Source organism: uncultured Thiocystis sp., from assembly GCF_903866365.1.
Taxonomy (GTDB): domain Bacteria; phylum Pseudomonadota; class Gammaproteobacteria; order Chromatiales; family Chromatiaceae; genus Chromatium.
In genome coordinates, this window is sequence record NZ_CAIPNF010000257.1 from 1 (window position 1) to 16034 (window position 16034).

General features: G+C 63.7%; 11 protein-coding genes. 2 read left to right on the forward strand and 9 right to left on the reverse strand.

Annotated elements, in window-relative coordinates; translation table 11 throughout:
* The 9 genes from QZY07_RS14180 to QZY07_RS14220 form a co-directional block, all read right to left on the reverse strand.
* A partial coding sequence (locus QZY07_RS14180; RefSeq protein ID WP_295403916.1) for a hypothetical protein occupies positions 1 to 1292 on the reverse strand: 1292 nt, incomplete at its 3' end.
* A 154-nt stretch (positions 1293 to 1446) separates the two neighbouring features.
* Complete coding sequence (locus tag QZY07_RS14185) at positions 1447 to 10245, reverse strand: glucoamylase family protein (protein ID WP_295403919.1); 8799 nt, start codon at positions 10243 to 10245, stop codon at positions 1447 to 1449.
* A gap of 208 nt (positions 10246 to 10453) precedes the next feature.
* Positions 10454 to 10888: a BON domain-containing protein gene (locus tag QZY07_RS14190; protein WP_295403922.1), complete on the reverse strand. Its 435-nt coding sequence runs from the start codon at positions 10886 to 10888 to the stop codon at positions 10454 to 10456.
* A 108-nt stretch (positions 10889 to 10996) separates the two neighbouring features.
* Positions 10997 to 11284, reverse strand: a complete 288-nt coding sequence (locus QZY07_RS14195; RefSeq protein WP_295403925.1) for a hypothetical protein — start codon at positions 11282 to 11284, stop codon at positions 10997 to 10999.
* Between the two features lie 108 nt (positions 11285 to 11392).
* Positions 11393 to 11569: a Thivi_2564 family membrane protein gene (locus QZY07_RS14200; RefSeq protein WP_295403929.1), complete on the reverse strand. Its 177-nt coding sequence runs from the start codon at positions 11567 to 11569 to the stop codon at positions 11393 to 11395.
* Positions 11570 to 11748: 179 nt separating this feature from the next.
* Complete coding sequence (locus QZY07_RS14205; protein WP_295403931.1) at positions 11749 to 12351, reverse strand: carboxypeptidase regulatory-like domain-containing protein; 603 nt, start codon at positions 12349 to 12351, stop codon at positions 11749 to 11751.
* 77 nt (positions 12352 to 12428) lie between these two features.
* Complete coding sequence (locus QZY07_RS14210) at positions 12429 to 13502, reverse strand: DUF2333 family protein (RefSeq protein WP_295403934.1); 1074 nt, start codon at positions 13500 to 13502, stop codon at positions 12429 to 12431.
* 71 nt (positions 13503 to 13573) lie between these two features.
* Positions 13574 to 13795, reverse strand: coding sequence for a hypothetical protein (locus tag QZY07_RS14215; RefSeq protein ID WP_295403937.1), 222 nt, complete (start codon positions 13793 to 13795; stop codon positions 13574 to 13576).
* Positions 13796 to 13834: 39 nt separating this feature from the next.
* Positions 13835 to 14023: a Thivi_2564 family membrane protein gene (locus tag QZY07_RS14220; RefSeq protein ID WP_295403940.1), complete on the reverse strand. Its 189-nt coding sequence runs from the start codon at positions 14021 to 14023 to the stop codon at positions 13835 to 13837.
* 514 nt (positions 14024 to 14537) lie between these two features.
* On the opposite strand from QZY07_RS14220, the gene QZY07_RS14225 reads away from it, so the two are divergent.
* On the forward strand, positions 14538 to 14897 hold the full coding sequence (locus tag QZY07_RS14225; RefSeq protein ID WP_295403943.1) for a glycine zipper 2TM domain-containing protein: 360 nt from the start codon (positions 14538 to 14540) through the stop codon (positions 14895 to 14897).
* Positions 14898 to 15115: 218 nt separating this feature from the next.
* On the forward strand, positions 15116 to 15817 hold the full coding sequence (locus QZY07_RS14230; RefSeq protein WP_295403946.1) for a Crp/Fnr family transcriptional regulator: 702 nt from the start codon (positions 15116 to 15118) through the stop codon (positions 15815 to 15817).
* Positions 15818 to 16034: the final 217 nt, after the last annotated feature.

Sequence of the window (16034 nt, forward strand, 5' to 3'; positions counted from 1 at the left end):
CACCACCCGAAGAGGGCCTCGAAACGCGCGCGCAGACCCTCAATGGCGGCGGGATCGGGGGCACGCTGGTAGGCCTTGAGGTCGGCGTAGAGCGCCCAGAGTTCACCGCGCACCCGTTGCTGATCCTGGCGCTGCGTTTCGTTGAGCGGAATCAGTTGATGAATCAAGCGTTCGGCGTGGACCCAGCACAAGGCATGCAGCAGGATCGCAAACTGCCCGGCGCCATCGCTGACGATGGCGAGCTCTCGCGAGAGCCCCTTCGCCAGCAAGCCACCCAGCAAGGCACCCTCGGTGGCGATGCGCCGATGACGCTCAGTGACAATGCCCAAGGCGTCGAGGTGTTTCTCCCACGCCTCGGTGGTCGCGATCGCCGCGGCGGGATGGTCCGCCAGACATTGCCGCAAGGCCTGCGGTAAACCCTGCTCGCACCAATACGCCAGCGCCTCGTCAGTGCGGCAGTAGAAGGGCGCTCCCGCTTGCAGGAGTTGAAGGAAATTGATCCGGCTCTTGCTCTCGGTGCTGGAGAACCCGGCGAAAAAGTCATTGCCAATCTGCGTGACGTCACCGTTGCGCCCTTGATGGCGCGCCCCCGAGTCATCGACGGCGATGAAGGAACTGACCTCCAGGCCCACCTCCAGCAACTGATCCTTCTCGGCGAAGAACGGCTCGTTGTGTCCGCTGAGTAGAGCATCGATCTGTCCCACGGAGAGGTCGATGCCCCATTCGAGCAGCTGCTCGTGCAACAGGGGCTGAGTGACGTGGCCGTGATGGTGCTGGTAGAGCACATCCCCGCGTAGACCCGGACCGAAGTGCCCGCCCTGAAGCGTTGACGGCAGTTCCCCGTACAACCACTGCCCGTCCGGAGTCTGCCACACCTCCAGACGATAACGCGTGTTGTGGGGCTGGATGTTTAGATCCTGCACGACGAAGTCCCGATAGCCTTTGAAGCGCGCGCCCGGCGGCAGCGCCGTGCTGGGCGCGATCGGACAATCCTCATGGATGGTCAGCTCCTGCGTCTTGTGCCGCTTGGTCGATCCCGCCCGCCTGTCCTTGGGCTCACCCGTGCCAGCGCCGCTCGTGTCGGGGTTGGTCTGATCCTCCATCCCGCTCGGCTTGAACTTCGGCTTCGGTTTCTCGCCCTTGAGCACCGCGATCGCATCGCGTAGCTGCTGGATGGTTTGCGCCTGCTGTTGGTTCGCCTCAGCCAGCGACTCAATCAGCCCCATCAACTGCTCAATCAGCGGGGTGCGCTCCGCCTCGGGGATGTCAGGGAGTTTGATCGGGCTGGGCATGACGGCAGGACGATTCACGGGAAACGATTGGGGAAGCGATGGGGTACTCTAACGGATATCTTCAGCCAAGGCTGCCATGACTTATTGAGAAGTTACGCTTCTTCGATGCAAAAAATTGATATCCTTGGCGTTTTTTGCGGATCGACAGATCTTTCTATTTTCCTGGGAAGACGGTGGCGGGTCGCTCACCCTGGATGACTACCTCGACCCGATGTTCCAGACGGTCGTCCACCAGCGGAATCGTTGGCGCTTGCCGCGCGACACCGTCCAGCGTGATTCGCGTCTCCCCTTCCCCGCCGACGATCTGCGTCACGACGATCCGGTAGAGCGTCTCCCGATAGCGGTAACTCAGCTTGAACCCCTCCCAATCGGCGGGGAGACAGGGCGCGAGATGCAGGGTGTCGACCTCCAGCCGCAGCCCCAGCAGGGATTCCAGGATCAGCCGATACATCCAGCTCGCCGAACCGGTGTACCAGCTCCAGCCGCCGCGCCCGATGTGCGGCGCAACCCCATAGACATCGGCCGCGATGACATAGGGTTCGACCTTGTAGGTCGCGATGTCCGCGGGCGAGCGGCCATGGTTGATCGGGTTGATCATGGAGAAAAGTTCCCACGCCCGCGCCGCATCGCCCAGGCGCGCGAAGGCCATCGCCGCCCAGATCGCGGCATGGGTGTACTGCCCGCCATTTTCCCGCACGCCCGGCACGTAGCCCTTGATATAGCCCGGATTCAGATCCGAGGTGTCGAAGGGCGGATCCAGGAGCTGGATCAAGCCGGCCTCCCGACGCACCAGCCGCGCGTCCAGCGCCGCCATGCCCAGGCGGGAGCGCGCCGGATCGCCGGCGCCGGAGAGCACCGACCAGCTTTGCGCGATGGAATCGATCTGGCATTCGACCTGACTCGCCGACCCCAGCGGGGTGCCGTCATCGAAGTAGGCGCGGCGATACCAGCCGCCATCCCAGCCGTGGGCATCGAGGTTCCGGCGGACCTGCGACGCCTCCTGCCGGCAGCGCTCGACGAAAGGCAGATCGCCCTGCAAGCGCGCGACCTCGCTGAACTGCGTCAGGACGTCATAGAGGAACCAGCCCAGCCAGATGCTCTCGCCCCGGCCCTGGATCCCGACCAGGTTCATGCCGTCGTTCCAGTCGCCGGAGCCCATCAGCGGCAGGCCATGCTCGCCGAAGCGCAGACCGTGCAGGATGGCGCGCACGCAGTGCTGGTAGAGACTCGCCGATTCGTCGGACTGACCGGGCAGATCGTAATAGGAGTCGTCCTCCCCGCTGACCAGGCGGCCTTCCAGAAAACGCGCCGTCTCCTCCAGCACGCCGGTATCGCCGGTGGCCAGGACATAGCGACAGGTCGCCAGCGGGAGCCAGAGATAATCGTCGGAACAGTGCGTCCTGACCCCCCGACCCGAGGGCGGATGCCACCAGTGCTGCACATCGCCTTCGCGGAACTGACGCCCCGCGCACAGCAGCAGATGTTCGCGCAGCCGTCCGGGCTCGGCATGGACGAGCGCCATGGCGTCCTGCAACTGGTCGCGGAAGCCGAAGGCGCCGCCCGACTGATAGTAGCCGCTGCGCGCCCACAGCCGGCAGGCCAGGGTCTGATAGAGCAGCCAGCCGTTGGCGAGGACGTTGAGCGCGGCGTCCGGGGTCTCCACCTGCACCGCGCTCAGGGTGTGCGCCCAATGCTGGCGCACCGCCTCCAGCACGGCCCGCGCGGAGGCCGTCCCGCGTCCGCGATGCACCAGGGTGCTGGCATCGTCCGCGCCGCGCCGACCGACCACGCCCAGCCGGAAGACGATCTCCTGCGTCTGCCCCGGCGCCAGCTCGAAACTCGTCTGGAGCGCGGCACAGGCGTCGAGCGCGGCGCCGACCTTGCCGGACAGATGCGACCGGGTCAGGGCGGCCGGCGCGCTCAGGGTGCCGTTGCGTCCGATGAACTCAGCCCGGTCGCCGCTCAGGGTACGCGCCGGATCGTCCACGTCGAAGAAGGCGAGGCGGTCGGCGAACTCGGTGTTGTAGGGATTGCGCGCAAAGATCGCGCCGCTGGTCGGGTCGATCTCGGTGATGACGTGCAGGGCCGACTTGGGCCGCAGATCGCCGAGCACCCACTCGACATAGCCGGTCGCGGAGAGCCGGCGCGGCTGATTCGACCGATTCGTCACCGTCAGCACCGAGAACTTGATGGGTGCGTCGATGGCCACATAGACGCACAGCGCGGACTGGATGCCATCCTCGGTGTGCTCGAAAACGCTCTCGCCGAAGCCGTGGCGGCAGACATAGGCCGCGGGACCGCCGGCGGGCAGCGGTGTCGGCGACCAGAGATGGCCGCTGTCTTCGTCGCGCAGATAGAAGGCTTCGCCGCTCGCATCGCTCACCGGATCGTTGTGCCAGGGGGTGAGCCGGAAGGCGTGGGCGTTCTCGCTCCAGGTGTAGGCCATACCGCTCGCCGAGATCACCGTCCCGAAGTGCGGATTGGCCAGGACATTCGCCCAGGGCGCGGGCGTCGTCTGGCCGGGCGCGGTGGCGATGACGTACTCGCGACCATCGAGGCTGAAGCCGCCCAAGCCGTTCTCGAACAGTCGACCGGAAAGCGCATCGCCGCCCACGGCCCACGGCCCGCTGTCGACTTTTTCGACGCCCCGGCTCCATTCGGCAAAGCGGCTGCGGGTCGGGCGCAGACGCGGCACGCGCCGTACCGCGGGGACGCGTCGGTTGAGCTGTTCCAGCAGGGTGCCCCGGGTGTCGCTGAGGATAACCCGCGCGACCGTCTGGAACAGGATACGGTCCTCGTTCGAGATCTGATCCGCCGGACGGATGAAGATGCCGCCGGGCCGGTCGATCACATGCGCGTCGGCGCCCGCCGCGATCAGCCCCAGGATCTGATCGTGGAGTTGTTGCCGATATCCGGCACGATCCTCGTTCCAGATCACCAGATCCACGGTCAGCCCTTTCAGGCGCCAATAGGCATGGGCATGGACCAGTTGATGGACCAGCTCGATGTTCGCCGGATCGCCGATCTGCACCAGCACCAGCGGCACGTCGCCCGAGACCGCGTGACTCCAGAGTCCGGATTGGCCGCGCCGATTCTGGATGAGAATGCTCGGCTCGGCGCGCAGCGAGGCGTTGGCATAGAGGATCGAACTGGCCAGACGCCCATAGAGCTGCACGTCGGACTGGGTGGCGTTGATCTGGCGCAGTACCACCTGACTGTGGGTCCAGGCCAGATCGAAGACGCGATCGGCGAGGCGCTGATCCTGATATTTCTCGACCAGACCCGCAGCCAGCTCGCGGCTGTCGCCGATGCCGGTGACCCGATCGATGGTGGCGGATTGATCGGGATCGAGGGTGATCGTATAGCGGATGGCGACGATCGGATCCAGCACCGAGCCGGCGCTGCCCGAGAGCGCCCCGTTCATCGCTTGGGGATTGGCGAGGGTGCGGTCGCGCCCGATGAAGCGCATCCGATCCGTCTCATAGGAGGGCGCGCCGCACTCGGCCCCGCGCACCACCATCAGATGGAACAGCCAGGGCGCGGACTCGTCGCGCGAGCGCGGGCGGCGGGTGCAGAGGATTGCCGGTTGCGGGTCGAGGAGCTCGGTCTGGACGAAGAGATTGCTGAAGGCCGGATGCAGCGCGTCCGCGGCGGGCAGGGCGAGCACGACCTCGGCGTAACTGGTGATTTCGATGACCCGGCGGGTGCGGCTACGGTTGGTGAGACGCACCCGGCGCAGTTCGATGTCGTCTTCCGGCGAGACGGCGATCTCGGTATAGGACTCGATCCCCTGATCGCGGCGGCGGAATTCGGCGCGTCCCTCCGAGAAGATCGCCTCGTAGCTGTCCGGCGACTTGAGCGTTGGCTGATAGGCGGTCGACCAGAAGTCGCCGCTCGCCAGGTCGCGCAGATAACAGAAGCTGCCCCAGGAATCGCAGGTGGTGTCTTCGCGCCAGCGGGTGACGGCGAGATCCTTCCAGCGGCTGGAGCCGCCGCCGGCGTTGGTGACCATCACATGGTAGCGCCCGTTCGACAGCAGCTTCACCTCGGGGACGGGGGTATGCGGCGTGGCGAAGACGCGGATCTGCGACTCCTGACCGCTGCCGGTCGTGCGGATGTCGGTCGGCTCGCCGGTGGCGTGCGCATAGAACGACGGGGTCTTGGGGATACGCTCCTGGAGCAGCAGGGCGGTCGCCTGGAACAGCGGCGCCGACAGAAAGCGCCGCTGCATCGGCCGGTCCAGCAACAGATAGGCCAGCGACAGGAAACTCATGCCCTGATGATGGGCCATGAAGGAGCGCACCACGGCGCTGGTCTGTCCGCGCGGCAGGCGCGACGCGGTGTAGTCGATCGCCTCGTAGAAACCGTAGCGACCTTCGAATCCGCTCGCGGCGAGTCGCTGGAGATTCTGGCACGCCGCCTCAGGCGCCACCATCAGGGCCAGTGCTGACGCATAGGGGGCGATGACCAGATCCTCGGCCAGCCAGCGTTTGAGTCCCAGTCCGGGCACGCCGAAGGCGTGGTACTGATAATTGAGATGAATGTCGACCGTGTTGTAGCCGGATTCCGACACGCCCCAGGGAACGCCGCGCTGCTTGCCATACTCGATCTGCCGGGCCACCGCCGTGCGATAGGTCTGATCGAGCAGGGTGTGGTCGTCGGTCGGCATCACCAGCAGCGGCATCAGATATTCGAACATGGAACCGCTCCAGGACAGGAGCGTCGGCTCGCCGGCGGCCACCGTCAGCAGGCGTCCCAGGGCGAACCAGCTCTCCTGCGGCAGTTGACCCTGCGCGATCGCCACGAAACTGGCCAGACGGGCCTCGGAGGCGAGCAGATCGTAGTAGCTTGCGTCCTGGCGCCGGTCGGTGACGTTGTAGCCGATCGCCAGCAGATGTCGCGACTCGTCGTACAGGAAGTCGTAGTCCATCCGGGCCAGTTCGCCGGCTTGCAGGGCCAGACGTTCGAGCGCGGCGATCCGCTCGCGGGCGCGCTGGCTGGCGACCTGGATCGTCGATGCGCGCGCGGCGTCCATCGACTCACGGTCGCGCGGCGGTTCGCCGGTGGGCCATAACGCTAACTCCAGCCGGGCCAGTTCGCGCAGCGTGGGGATCGCGTCGTCGCCCGGCTCGCTCCCACGCTCCAGCGCCGGCTCGCTCCCAGGCTCCAGCGTGGGAGCCGTTCGCGACGCTCCCGCGTCGCGTGACCGCGCCAGCCAGGGCGCGAGGAACCGCAGATCGTCCAGGAGTGCGCGGCATTGTTGGGCCAACGATACGGCCCAGGCGTTCACGGCGTCCTCGGTCAGATCCGGCGCCGCCGTCTCGGCCGCCGTCGCCAGCGACTCAAGACAGCCGCACGCCGCCGCGAGCCCGCTTGGCCGCGACTGGATTGCTGATGTCAGCGCCTGCTGGAATGGCGCGAGCACGGCCGGCAGCGCACGCTTGCGGCGCGACGCGGAACCGCCATCCAGCCCGTCCAGCAGAATCCCGAAGCTGTCCTCGATCCCCTCCAGCCAGCGCGGGTTGAGGATAGGCGCGTCGATCAGCGCCAGCAGCCCCGGCTGCAGGGTCAGCAGATGACCCGCGAGGTTGCCGCTATCCACCGAGGAGATATAGATCGGCGCCAGCGGCTTGAGCGTCTGGGTGTCGTACCAGTTGAAGAAATGGCCGCGATAGCGTTCCAGGCCGGCCATCGTCTCCAGCGCGCCGGCGGTGCGCGCGATCAGCCCGCCGGTGGTCAGGTAGCCGAAGTCATGGGCGGCCAGATTGGCGAGCAGCGACAGCCCCAGGTTGGTCGGCGAGGTGCGATGCGCGACCACCGCCACCGGATGCTCCTGATAGTTGTCCGGCGGCAGCCAGTGATCGTCCGGGCCGACGAACTGCTCGAAGAAGGCCCAGGTCTTGCGGGACATGGCGCGCAGAAAGCGGAACTGCTCGGCGGTCAGACGGGCCTCGCGGCGCGTCAACGGGCGGCTCATCCACCAGGCGACCGTGGGCGCGGCCAGCCAGAGCAGCAGGATCGGCCCTGCCACCGCGAGCACGGCCGGCTTGACTGCCGTCAGTGCCAATGCGGTGACGACGGCTAGCGCGGGGGCGATCCACATCGTCCGGTGGAAGGCGACAAGGCTCCGGCCCGAGCGGTCCAGATCGCCCGAGGAGGTCCATTCGAGCAGGCGTCGGTGACTGACCTGTGTCCGCCAGAGGGTGCGGACCATGGCGTCCAGGCTGAAAAATCCCTCATAGGGGAGACAGACGATCGCGAACGTTGCCTGCGCCAGTTGCCGGCCCGCCGCCTGGAGCGCCGCGGCGAGGTGATGACGCCAGCGCACATCGCCGGGCTTTTGCAGGACGCTCAGGAGCGCGGTCAGCAGCGACGGAATCAGCGAGAGCCCGAGCACCGCGAGCGTCCAGAGCCCCGGCGACTCCGTGACCGTCCAGCCCAGCACGAACAGCAGCGTCAGGGCCGCCGGCACCAGACTGCGCCGCAGATTGTCGGCCAGCTTCCAGCGCGACAGCGCCGACAGCGGGTTTGTGCGCCGTTGTCCGTCGAAACCGGGGACGCGCGGCAGCAGCCAGCCGGCAATCTGCCAGTCGCCGCGAATCCAGCGGTAGCGCCGGCTCACGTCCGCGCTGTAGCAGGCGGGATAGTCCTCGTAGAACTGCACATCGGAGAGCAGCCCCGAGCGGGCGTAACAGCCTTCCAGCAGGTCGTGGCTGAGGATGCGGTTCTCGGGAAAACGCCCGGCGAGCGCCTGCTCGAAGGCATCGACGTCGTAAATCCCCTTGCCGATGTAGGAGCCTTCCTGAAACCAATCCTGGTAGACATCGGAGACGGCATGGGTATAGGGGTCGATACCGGCGTCGCTGCCGTGCAGCCGCGCATAGCGCGAACGGTTGGCGCCGGGCAGGCTCACCGCCACGCGCGGTTGCAGGATGCCGTAGCCCGCGGTGACGAGCTGTCGGCGCGCATCGTAGGCGGCCCGATTGAGCGGGTGCGCCAGGGCGCCGACCAGCTCGCGCGCGGCGTCGCGCGGAAGCTGGGTGTCGGTGTCCAGGGTGATGACATAACGCACGCCGAGCAGGCTGTCCGTCGCGCCGACGACGAGCGCGAAGCGATCCGCCGCGGCACCGCGCAGCAGGGCATTCAGATCCGCCAGCTTGCCGCGTTTGCGCTCGTAACCCATCCAGACCCGCTCCTGCGGATTCCAGCGGCGCGCGCGGTGGAAGAGGTAAAAGGTATCGCCGCTGTCGCGCGGGTATTTGGCGTTGAGCGCCGCGATCCCGTGCGCGGCCAGACGTGCCAGCGACTCGTCTTCCGGCAGGGTCTCCGACGGCGCATCGCGAAAGTCGGTCAGGAGACCGAAGTGCAGGCGGTCGTCGCGATTGGCCAGGAAACGAACCTCCAGCGCCTCGATCAGCGACTCGATGCCCGCCACGCTGGTCAGCATGGTCGGGGTCACCACCAGGGTGCGTGACGCGGTCGGAATGCCGGCGGAAAAATCCAGGCGCGGCAGCGGTTCGGGCGTCGCCAGCAGCGTGGCCAGCCAGTTCACCAGCGCCAGCGCGAGTTGACTGGTGCCCAGCACGGCGGGCAGCCCCAGGAGCAGCAGCAGCCAATCCGGCATCCCTTCGGACGGCGCCTGCACCAGCAGCCCTCCGGTGAAGAGCGCCGTCAAGAGGATGATCGCGCCGAGATACAGGACTAAGGGGATGCGGCGGCCGCGTCGTTGCAGCGACGCCACGAGATCCAGGCGCGCCCGCGCCCGGCGTTCGAGCTGGGACAATCCCCGGTCGATCAGGTAATAGCCCACATGCGCCGCGCGCGCGTCGGCGCCGGGCGCGGCCTCCTGCGCCAGTTCGATCGCGTGACGCGCCACCTCGGCTTCGGACAGCCGGCTGGTTTTCGCGACCTTCTCCACGACGTGCCGGTAGCGATCGCGGGTGGCGAACGCCATCTGTTCGTACACGCCGTTTGGATCCTCGCTCAGGATCCGCTCGACCAGACTCATGGTTTCGACAAACTTGCGCCAGTCCATCGCCCCGAGGAAGCGGAGACTGCCGATGCTGTTGCCGATGGACACCTGGTCGGCGGCCTGCTGCTGGTTTTCGGTCTGCACCAACTGCTCGATCGTCAGACCCGACTCGGCGAGTTGCTGCTCGATCCAGGTCAGCGGCAGGGCCAGCGCGGAACTCCGGCCCTGCAGCCGACGCGCCAGCTCCGCCACGAAGGCGCTCGACAGCGGCGGGTTCGAGCGCGCCATGTCGGCGATCACCAGAATCAGATTCTTCGGATCGCTCTCGGCCATCGCGGTCAGTTGATCGGCCCAGCCGTCGGCCAGATTCTGGTCGGTGCGGCTCACCGCGATGCGCGCCGCGACCCGGCGCAGATTCTCGATCAGCGTCAGTCGCAGCATGATCGGGATGGCCCACAATTCGCCCAGCTTGAGCGTGCCGAGGGTCTGGTAGGCGGCGACGAACCGGCTGAGATTCTCCGGATCCACCCGCCCGTCGCCGTGCGCGATCATCTCCAGCGCCAGGTCATACACCCGCGGCAAACCGGTCGATGGACCCCGGCTCAGACGCGGCAGTTGCCGGCTGTAGCCCTTGGGGAGATGGCGCTTGGCGGTGCGGATCTGTTCTTCGATCAGATAGAAGTTATCGAGCAGCCATTCCCCGGCCGGGGCGATCCGGCGATTCTCCGTGACGGCGGCCATGAGCAGGCGACAGACGCCGATCAGGAGGGTTTCATTCTCGTTGAGTCGCGCCAGCAGACGATCCGGCGGATGTCCGGGCATCAGGACGTGCGCCTCGGCGAGCCGCTTGCCGTGCTCTTCCATCTGCACCGCGCTGAAGAGTTCCGAGCGCAGCGGCGGCTCGTCGCCGACCGCCACCTTGATCAAACCGTTGCCCGGAAGCCGTCTCCTGAACTGGAGCAGGGTGTCGCGAATCGCCAAGTGACTCTCCTTCAAATTTCACAAACGCTGACGGCGAGACGCCGCCTTCCCCGGCTACCCCGATCCGGAGATCATCAGCGGAAGACGGCTGTCCTGCCGTGACCGATGCCGCCTGTCATGCTTGACGGACACCACGCCGGGTACGATGCCCGCGACCCGCACCGCTTGATCCTTGATTCGGTATTCTCATGATGGGATGCCGAGCGTGTTACTTGACGACAAGACCGTTTTCCACCGACTTCACCGCCGGTACCTGACGAGCGATGTCCAGCGCCCTGTCGAGACTTTGCCGCGAATCGACAACACCGCTCAAGGTCACGACGCCATTGGCGGTGGTCACGTTGATCTGCAACACCTTCAGCATGGGGTCGCCGAGGATGCCCATCTTGATCTTGCCGGTGATCGCAACGTCATCCATGTACTCGCCGGCTTGCGCGGCCTTCTCGCCCATCGACGCCTTGGCGTCCTCATACTTGACCGCCGCGTTCTCAGCCGCCTGATCGACCTTTTTCCCGGCGGTTTCACCGGGGCCTTCGCGTTCGCAACCGGCGAGCCCGGCGAGTCCGAGCGTGACGGACAGCAATGCGATTGAAAAAGAACGATTCGAGAAGCGAATCCACTGGCCGTCGTTATTGGTTTTCATGCTGATGTCTTCCTGATTCTCAATTGATGGTACGAGGGAGCAGAAAACGGAGGCGAGCGATTGACACGCCTTTTTCATCGAAAGCGTGTCAATCGATGGGCGGAAGGCTTACTTGAAATGCGACTTGAACGTATTGAAAGAATCCTTGAGCGCCTCCCAAACATGGTCGGATTCCGCTTTGAATTGCTCCCAGTTGTTTTCCGCGACGGCCTGCATCTCTTCCAGTTTCTTCTCGCCCTCCTCGCGCTTGGCGCGAAGCGCGACGAGTTGTTCCTCATACTTCACTTTGGCCTCTTCCTTGATTTCATGCGCTCGCTCCTGCAGCGCATCGATTTCCAGGCTCCAGGCATCAAGCTGCTTCTTCATTTCCGCGACATATTCGTCTTTGGTCAACATGGGAGATCACTCCTGTTCTGGATCGTTTACCCGGCGGATTGCCGGAATTCAACTGCCTGCCCATCGCGAGGGCAAGGAATTCATCTCGAATCGCCTTGCCCCAGGTTGTCACCAGGCGATGGGGCCAAAAAATCCGAAGGCACTGAGCACAAACAGAATCGCGATCACGATCACGATCGCATTCACGACTTTTTTAACGGTGGCGTTCATCGGAATATAGACATTGACCGCCCAGAGAATGGCGCCAAAGGCGACCAGGTTGATGACTAATTGAATATAGGCCATGGCGTTTTTCCTTTCAGATGTGGTTAGGAATCAGACTACAACTCGCCCTGTCTGGCGTCTGTACGCTAGCGCACAGAGTCTTCGGGAAGACGCCGCTGTCACCGGCGTCTTCCCAGCAGCATGACGAAGTGGGCCTACCCTGAGCGCTGATGTTTCTGGCGGAAGCAGGTTCGCCGCGCTTATTTCTTCCAATAGAAGTCGAAGCGCGCCTGGCCCGAACCATCGAGATGGACGGTTTTTCGCTGGGTCTCGTCCTGGCCGCGTCGACCGGTCGGGGTGACCTCCAGGCTGTAGTCGCCTGGCGGCAGTTGGGCATAGAACCAGGGGCCTTTCGACTCGGCGGTCAAGACCGGACCATTGTGGGCATCCAGAATGTTGACGCGGACCGCCGAGAGATACTCGCCGCTGCCTTGCGTCGCAAAAAGCAGGTGCAGGTTGAACTGACTGGAGAGGGCATTGAGTTCGGTTCGTTCGCTTTCGCCGATACCCCCCGAGACATAGCGAATGCCGCCAGCGGTTTGAATGGTCGATGATTGCCCCATCGTGGATCCGTCGTGGCCAGCGTGGCGAGCGGCGTAATCCGCGGATGAAGCCGGCGACGAACCGCTGGGGTCGGCGGGACGAATGCCATAGGTCGATTGGGCGTCAGCCACCTGCAAGGCGCCAGCGTTCAGGTTCGTCGCCTGAATTTGTTCGGTTCGCTGAGCGCTGGCTGACGACCACACTCCAGTACCCAGGATCAACGCCATGGCGATGAAGTTCACTTTCTGCCGATTGATCATTTCGATGTCTCTTTCGATTGCTTTCGATGGATGAATGAGGTGATGCACGGATGCAGCCTCCGCTGAAACCGATCGCTTCAGCCTTTCTGCAACAGACTGCGAAGGTCCGTGATCGCGGCATTGACGCGCGAGACATAGGAGGCCATGACCAGCGAGTGATTGGCCATCGGCCCGAATCCGGTGCCATTGAGGATCAGCGGACTCCAGATGGTGTTCTGGGTATTGTGCAATTCGCGGACGATCTGCTTCAGCGACACCAAGGCATTCTTGTCCGTGAGCACCGGCTCAAAGTCGATCTCCATCGCCTCCAGGGTATGCAGCAGCGCCCAGGTGTAGCCGCGTGCCTCGAAAAAGATATCGTCGATTTCGAGCCAGGGTGTCTTGGTCTGTGAATGGGAGGGGACCGGTGTCGACTGACGGGCGTTTGGATCGCCGGCTAACGCCGTATTGAGATGGACCTGGCCGACGGCGTAGGACAGGCGCTGCGCCAGACTTCCCAATCGCTTTTCGGTCATTTCGAGATACACGGTCAAGTTATCGGCGCGCGCAAAGAACTGGCCGTCGCGTTCGTTCTCATCGGAGAGCCGGCGTAAATAGCCATAGAGTCCTTCTGTGCCTTTCCGATACTCCGACTCGGTGGAGGGCAGGATCCAGGAGTCCGATTGATAATTGAACTGGGGTTGCGCAATGCCCAGATCTTTATCCTCGACCGACTGGGACTGGGAGCGGCTGAAATCGTTCCGGAGCGCAAGCACCAGATCGCGCAGCTCGGTCAATGCGCCGAATTCCCAATTCGGGATGTTATCCAGATAGAGACCTGGCGGGCTGATATCGTTGGTCAGATAGCCGCCGGGTTTATCGAGTAAGGTTTCTGCAATCCGGATGGCGGTGGTCGTCGTGGCGGTACCCGGAACCACTTTGCTTGCATCGTTATTCACAAACGACAAGGCATTCGCGCGCACGTCGAAGGTGTTGGGCGATTTCGACCAGACCAATCCCAGAATGACCACGACGACCAAATAGGTCATCAGAAACAGACCCGTGGTCCACCACAGCCCCTTCTCTTTCCAGGTCCGAGGGTGATAGTAGCTGGCGATTTGGGTGACTTTCCTGGTCAGAACCGGTTGTTTTGGCGATGGGAGATCGTTCATTGCATTCTCCAACTCCCTCCGCGAGGAGGGAGCGAATAGGGTGGACCCGTGATAAACCAAAGATACGAAAACTAGCTGGTCTTGGGCGCGACAATGAGCAAGAGTGCGCCGGCCACGATGGCGGCGATACCGGCCCATTGCGGGATGTTGACGGTCTCCCGCTCCTGAACCGTGAGTGCGAGCGGGCCGATCCTGGCCTCCTGAGTCTCTTTGGGATAACTGAAGCGGCCATACGCCAGCCCCAAGCCGCCGGCAACGATGAGCGCAATGGCGATGATGTTGATCGCTTTCATGTTCTCTGCTCGCAGTGGTTCTACCGATGCGTTCATCGATTACCCGATGCGCATTCCCGAGATGGGCCCCAACAGCCCGAAGGCGGTCAACAGCCACAGGATGACGAAGAGGATCACGACCACATTCAAGATTTTCTTGATGTTGCCGTCCATCGGAATGTAGTTATTGATCAGCCACAGGATCACGCCCACGACAACCAATGTCACGACCAATGAAATCAATGTCATAAAGTTTCCGCCATGTTTTCAGATGTTTGATGTCGGCTTGACAATAGTCTTTACCCCAGCGGGTGTCTGTTCGTTAGCGTACAAACGATAGCGTTTTCATCTTGAAACCGCCTCCAGCGTGAACACTGAATGTCGTCGCCTTCTCCGGTCTCGCGGCGATCCCGAGGGGGAGTGAGACACTCGTTACAAGATGAGGGATAGCACCGGGATACGTCAGTACGGTAGCGCACATAAGACGATTCAGTCTTGGCCCGGCAAGCGCCATGACGGAGATGGATCGGGCGATGTCATACGGGATCGCAAACCTTCAGCGCAGGGCTGGGCTTGCCTTTATGTTTGCTACCGCACCGACAGTTGCAGGCGCTTGTCGATACGCTGTTCCCCAGACCTCGATCACGGCGTGAATGGTGGTTCGTGACAAGCCTCGGAACTCCAGCGTCGAAGTCAACTTGGACTGCGCTTGACGCAATCTCCAAAGACAGGAAAGACCGATTCATCAGCGAGAGCGATCTCAGTGAACAAAAAACAGAAATATCAAGGCGGTTTAGTGACATTGGCCGTGTTAATCGGCTTGGGCGGTTGTGGCGGAATGTCGCGGCAAGAACAAAACACCCTAGCCGGCGCGGGGCTCGGTGGCGTTGCGGGTTCATTACTGACCGATGGCAGCGCGATTGGCACCATCGGCGGGGCTGCGGTCGGTGGCGTCATCGGCCATGAAGTCGGCAACGACCGTCGTGACGACCGCTATCGAAATGATGGCAGAGACGATCGGGACAACCGCTACAGCCGTGGCCGTCGTCAAGACGTCAGTGATCGCAGTGACAGAAGCCATCGCAGCGTCGGATATGGAGACGGGGACTGGTTCGGATATTGACCAAGATTGAGCCCGTCCTACCCGCGCGGTCCCGCGGGGCCAAACATCCTCTTCTCGAATCGGGGGTCCAAGTCATGCCACGCCGAATCGCAGTCAATCGTGACCTATGTTCGCCAGCGCACGGATCGAATGGGTGGTTTGGCGTATGGTCATCACCCTTCCCTGCGCCGACCGTTCAGGGTTCGCCTTGACCCACAAAGAGAATGCGACTGCTGCCCGTGAAAAACCCCGCCCTTTTGGTCAATCGTCTCCTGGCGACACTCCCTGTTGAGGATCGCGAGCAGATTCTGGTGAACAGCGAGTCCGTCGAGCTGCACCTGGCCGAGGTGATCAGCGAGCCGGGCGATCGGATTCTCCATGTGTATTTCCCGACCGACAGCTTCGTGTCCATGCTGACCCCGGCCGACGATCACGCCGGTCTGGAGGTGCGACTGGTCGGTCACGAAGGGATGATCGGAACCCCGCTCATCCTGGGGGTCGAGGTGACGCTGCTGCGCACCCTGGTGCAAGGTGCGGGTTTCGCCTGGCGCATGACCCCCGAGCAGTTTGCCGCCGCGCTCAGACAGAGCAGCGCGCTTCAGGCGGTGCTCAACCGCTATCTATTCCTGCTGACGAACGAGGTCGAGCGGATGGTCGCCTGCACCCGCTTCCATGTCCTGGAGGCACGTCTCGCCCGGTGGCTCTTGATGACCCAGGATCGCGCGCATTCGGATCGCTTTCATATCACCCATGAATTCCTGGCCTCGATCCTCGGGGTGCGCCGCGTTGGCGTGACCAAGGCGGCGAGCGCGCTGCAACAGCGCCAGCTCATCCGCTATCGTCGCGGGGATATCGAGATTCTCGACCGCGCCCGGCTGATCGACGCCGCCTGCGGTTGTTACGGGGCCGCGGAAGCCATGTATGACCGGATGCTGGGTTGACGCGAGGGTATCGTCAGCGGGCGAATGGTCCGGCAGACCAACATCCTCAATCGCCGCATCGTTCCAGAACCGCACCTGGCCGCCCTCAGCAATTCTCAGTTTGACCAAGACGAGTGAGCAGATCTCCACACGTTATCCAGAAACAGGCTGGCTTCGTGGTTCGAACGACCACTTCGATGCCGATAGGTCGCCGTTTTTGGAAGAAGAGACCCACCGC

Bases quoted from the DNA above. Each gene is read 5' to 3' on its own strand.
- QZY07_RS14190 (WP_295403922.1), bottom strand. From the start codon at position 10,888: ATGAAAACCAATAACGACGGCCAGTGGATTCGCTTCTCGAATCGTTCT.
- QZY07_RS14195 (WP_295403925.1), bottom strand. From the start codon at position 11,284: ATGTTGACCAAAGACGAATATGTCGCGGAAATGAAGAAGCAGCTTGAT.
- QZY07_RS14200 (WP_295403929.1), bottom strand. From the start codon at position 11,569: ATGGCCTATATTCAATTAGTCATCAACCTGGTCGCCTTTGGCGCCATT.
- QZY07_RS14205 (WP_295403931.1), bottom strand. From the start codon at position 12,351: ATGATCAATCGGCAGAAAGTGAACTTCATCGCCATGGCGTTGATCCTG.
- QZY07_RS14210 (WP_295403934.1), bottom strand. From the start codon at position 13,502: ATGAACGATCTCCCATCGCCAAAACAACCGGTTCTGACCAGGAAAGTC.
- QZY07_RS14215 (WP_295403937.1), bottom strand. From the start codon at position 13,795: ATGAAAGCGATCAACATCATCGCCATTGCGCTCATCGTTGCCGGCGGC.
- QZY07_RS14220 (WP_295403940.1), bottom strand. From the start codon at position 14,023: ATGACATTGATTTCATTGGTCGTGACATTGGTTGTCGTGGGCGTGATC.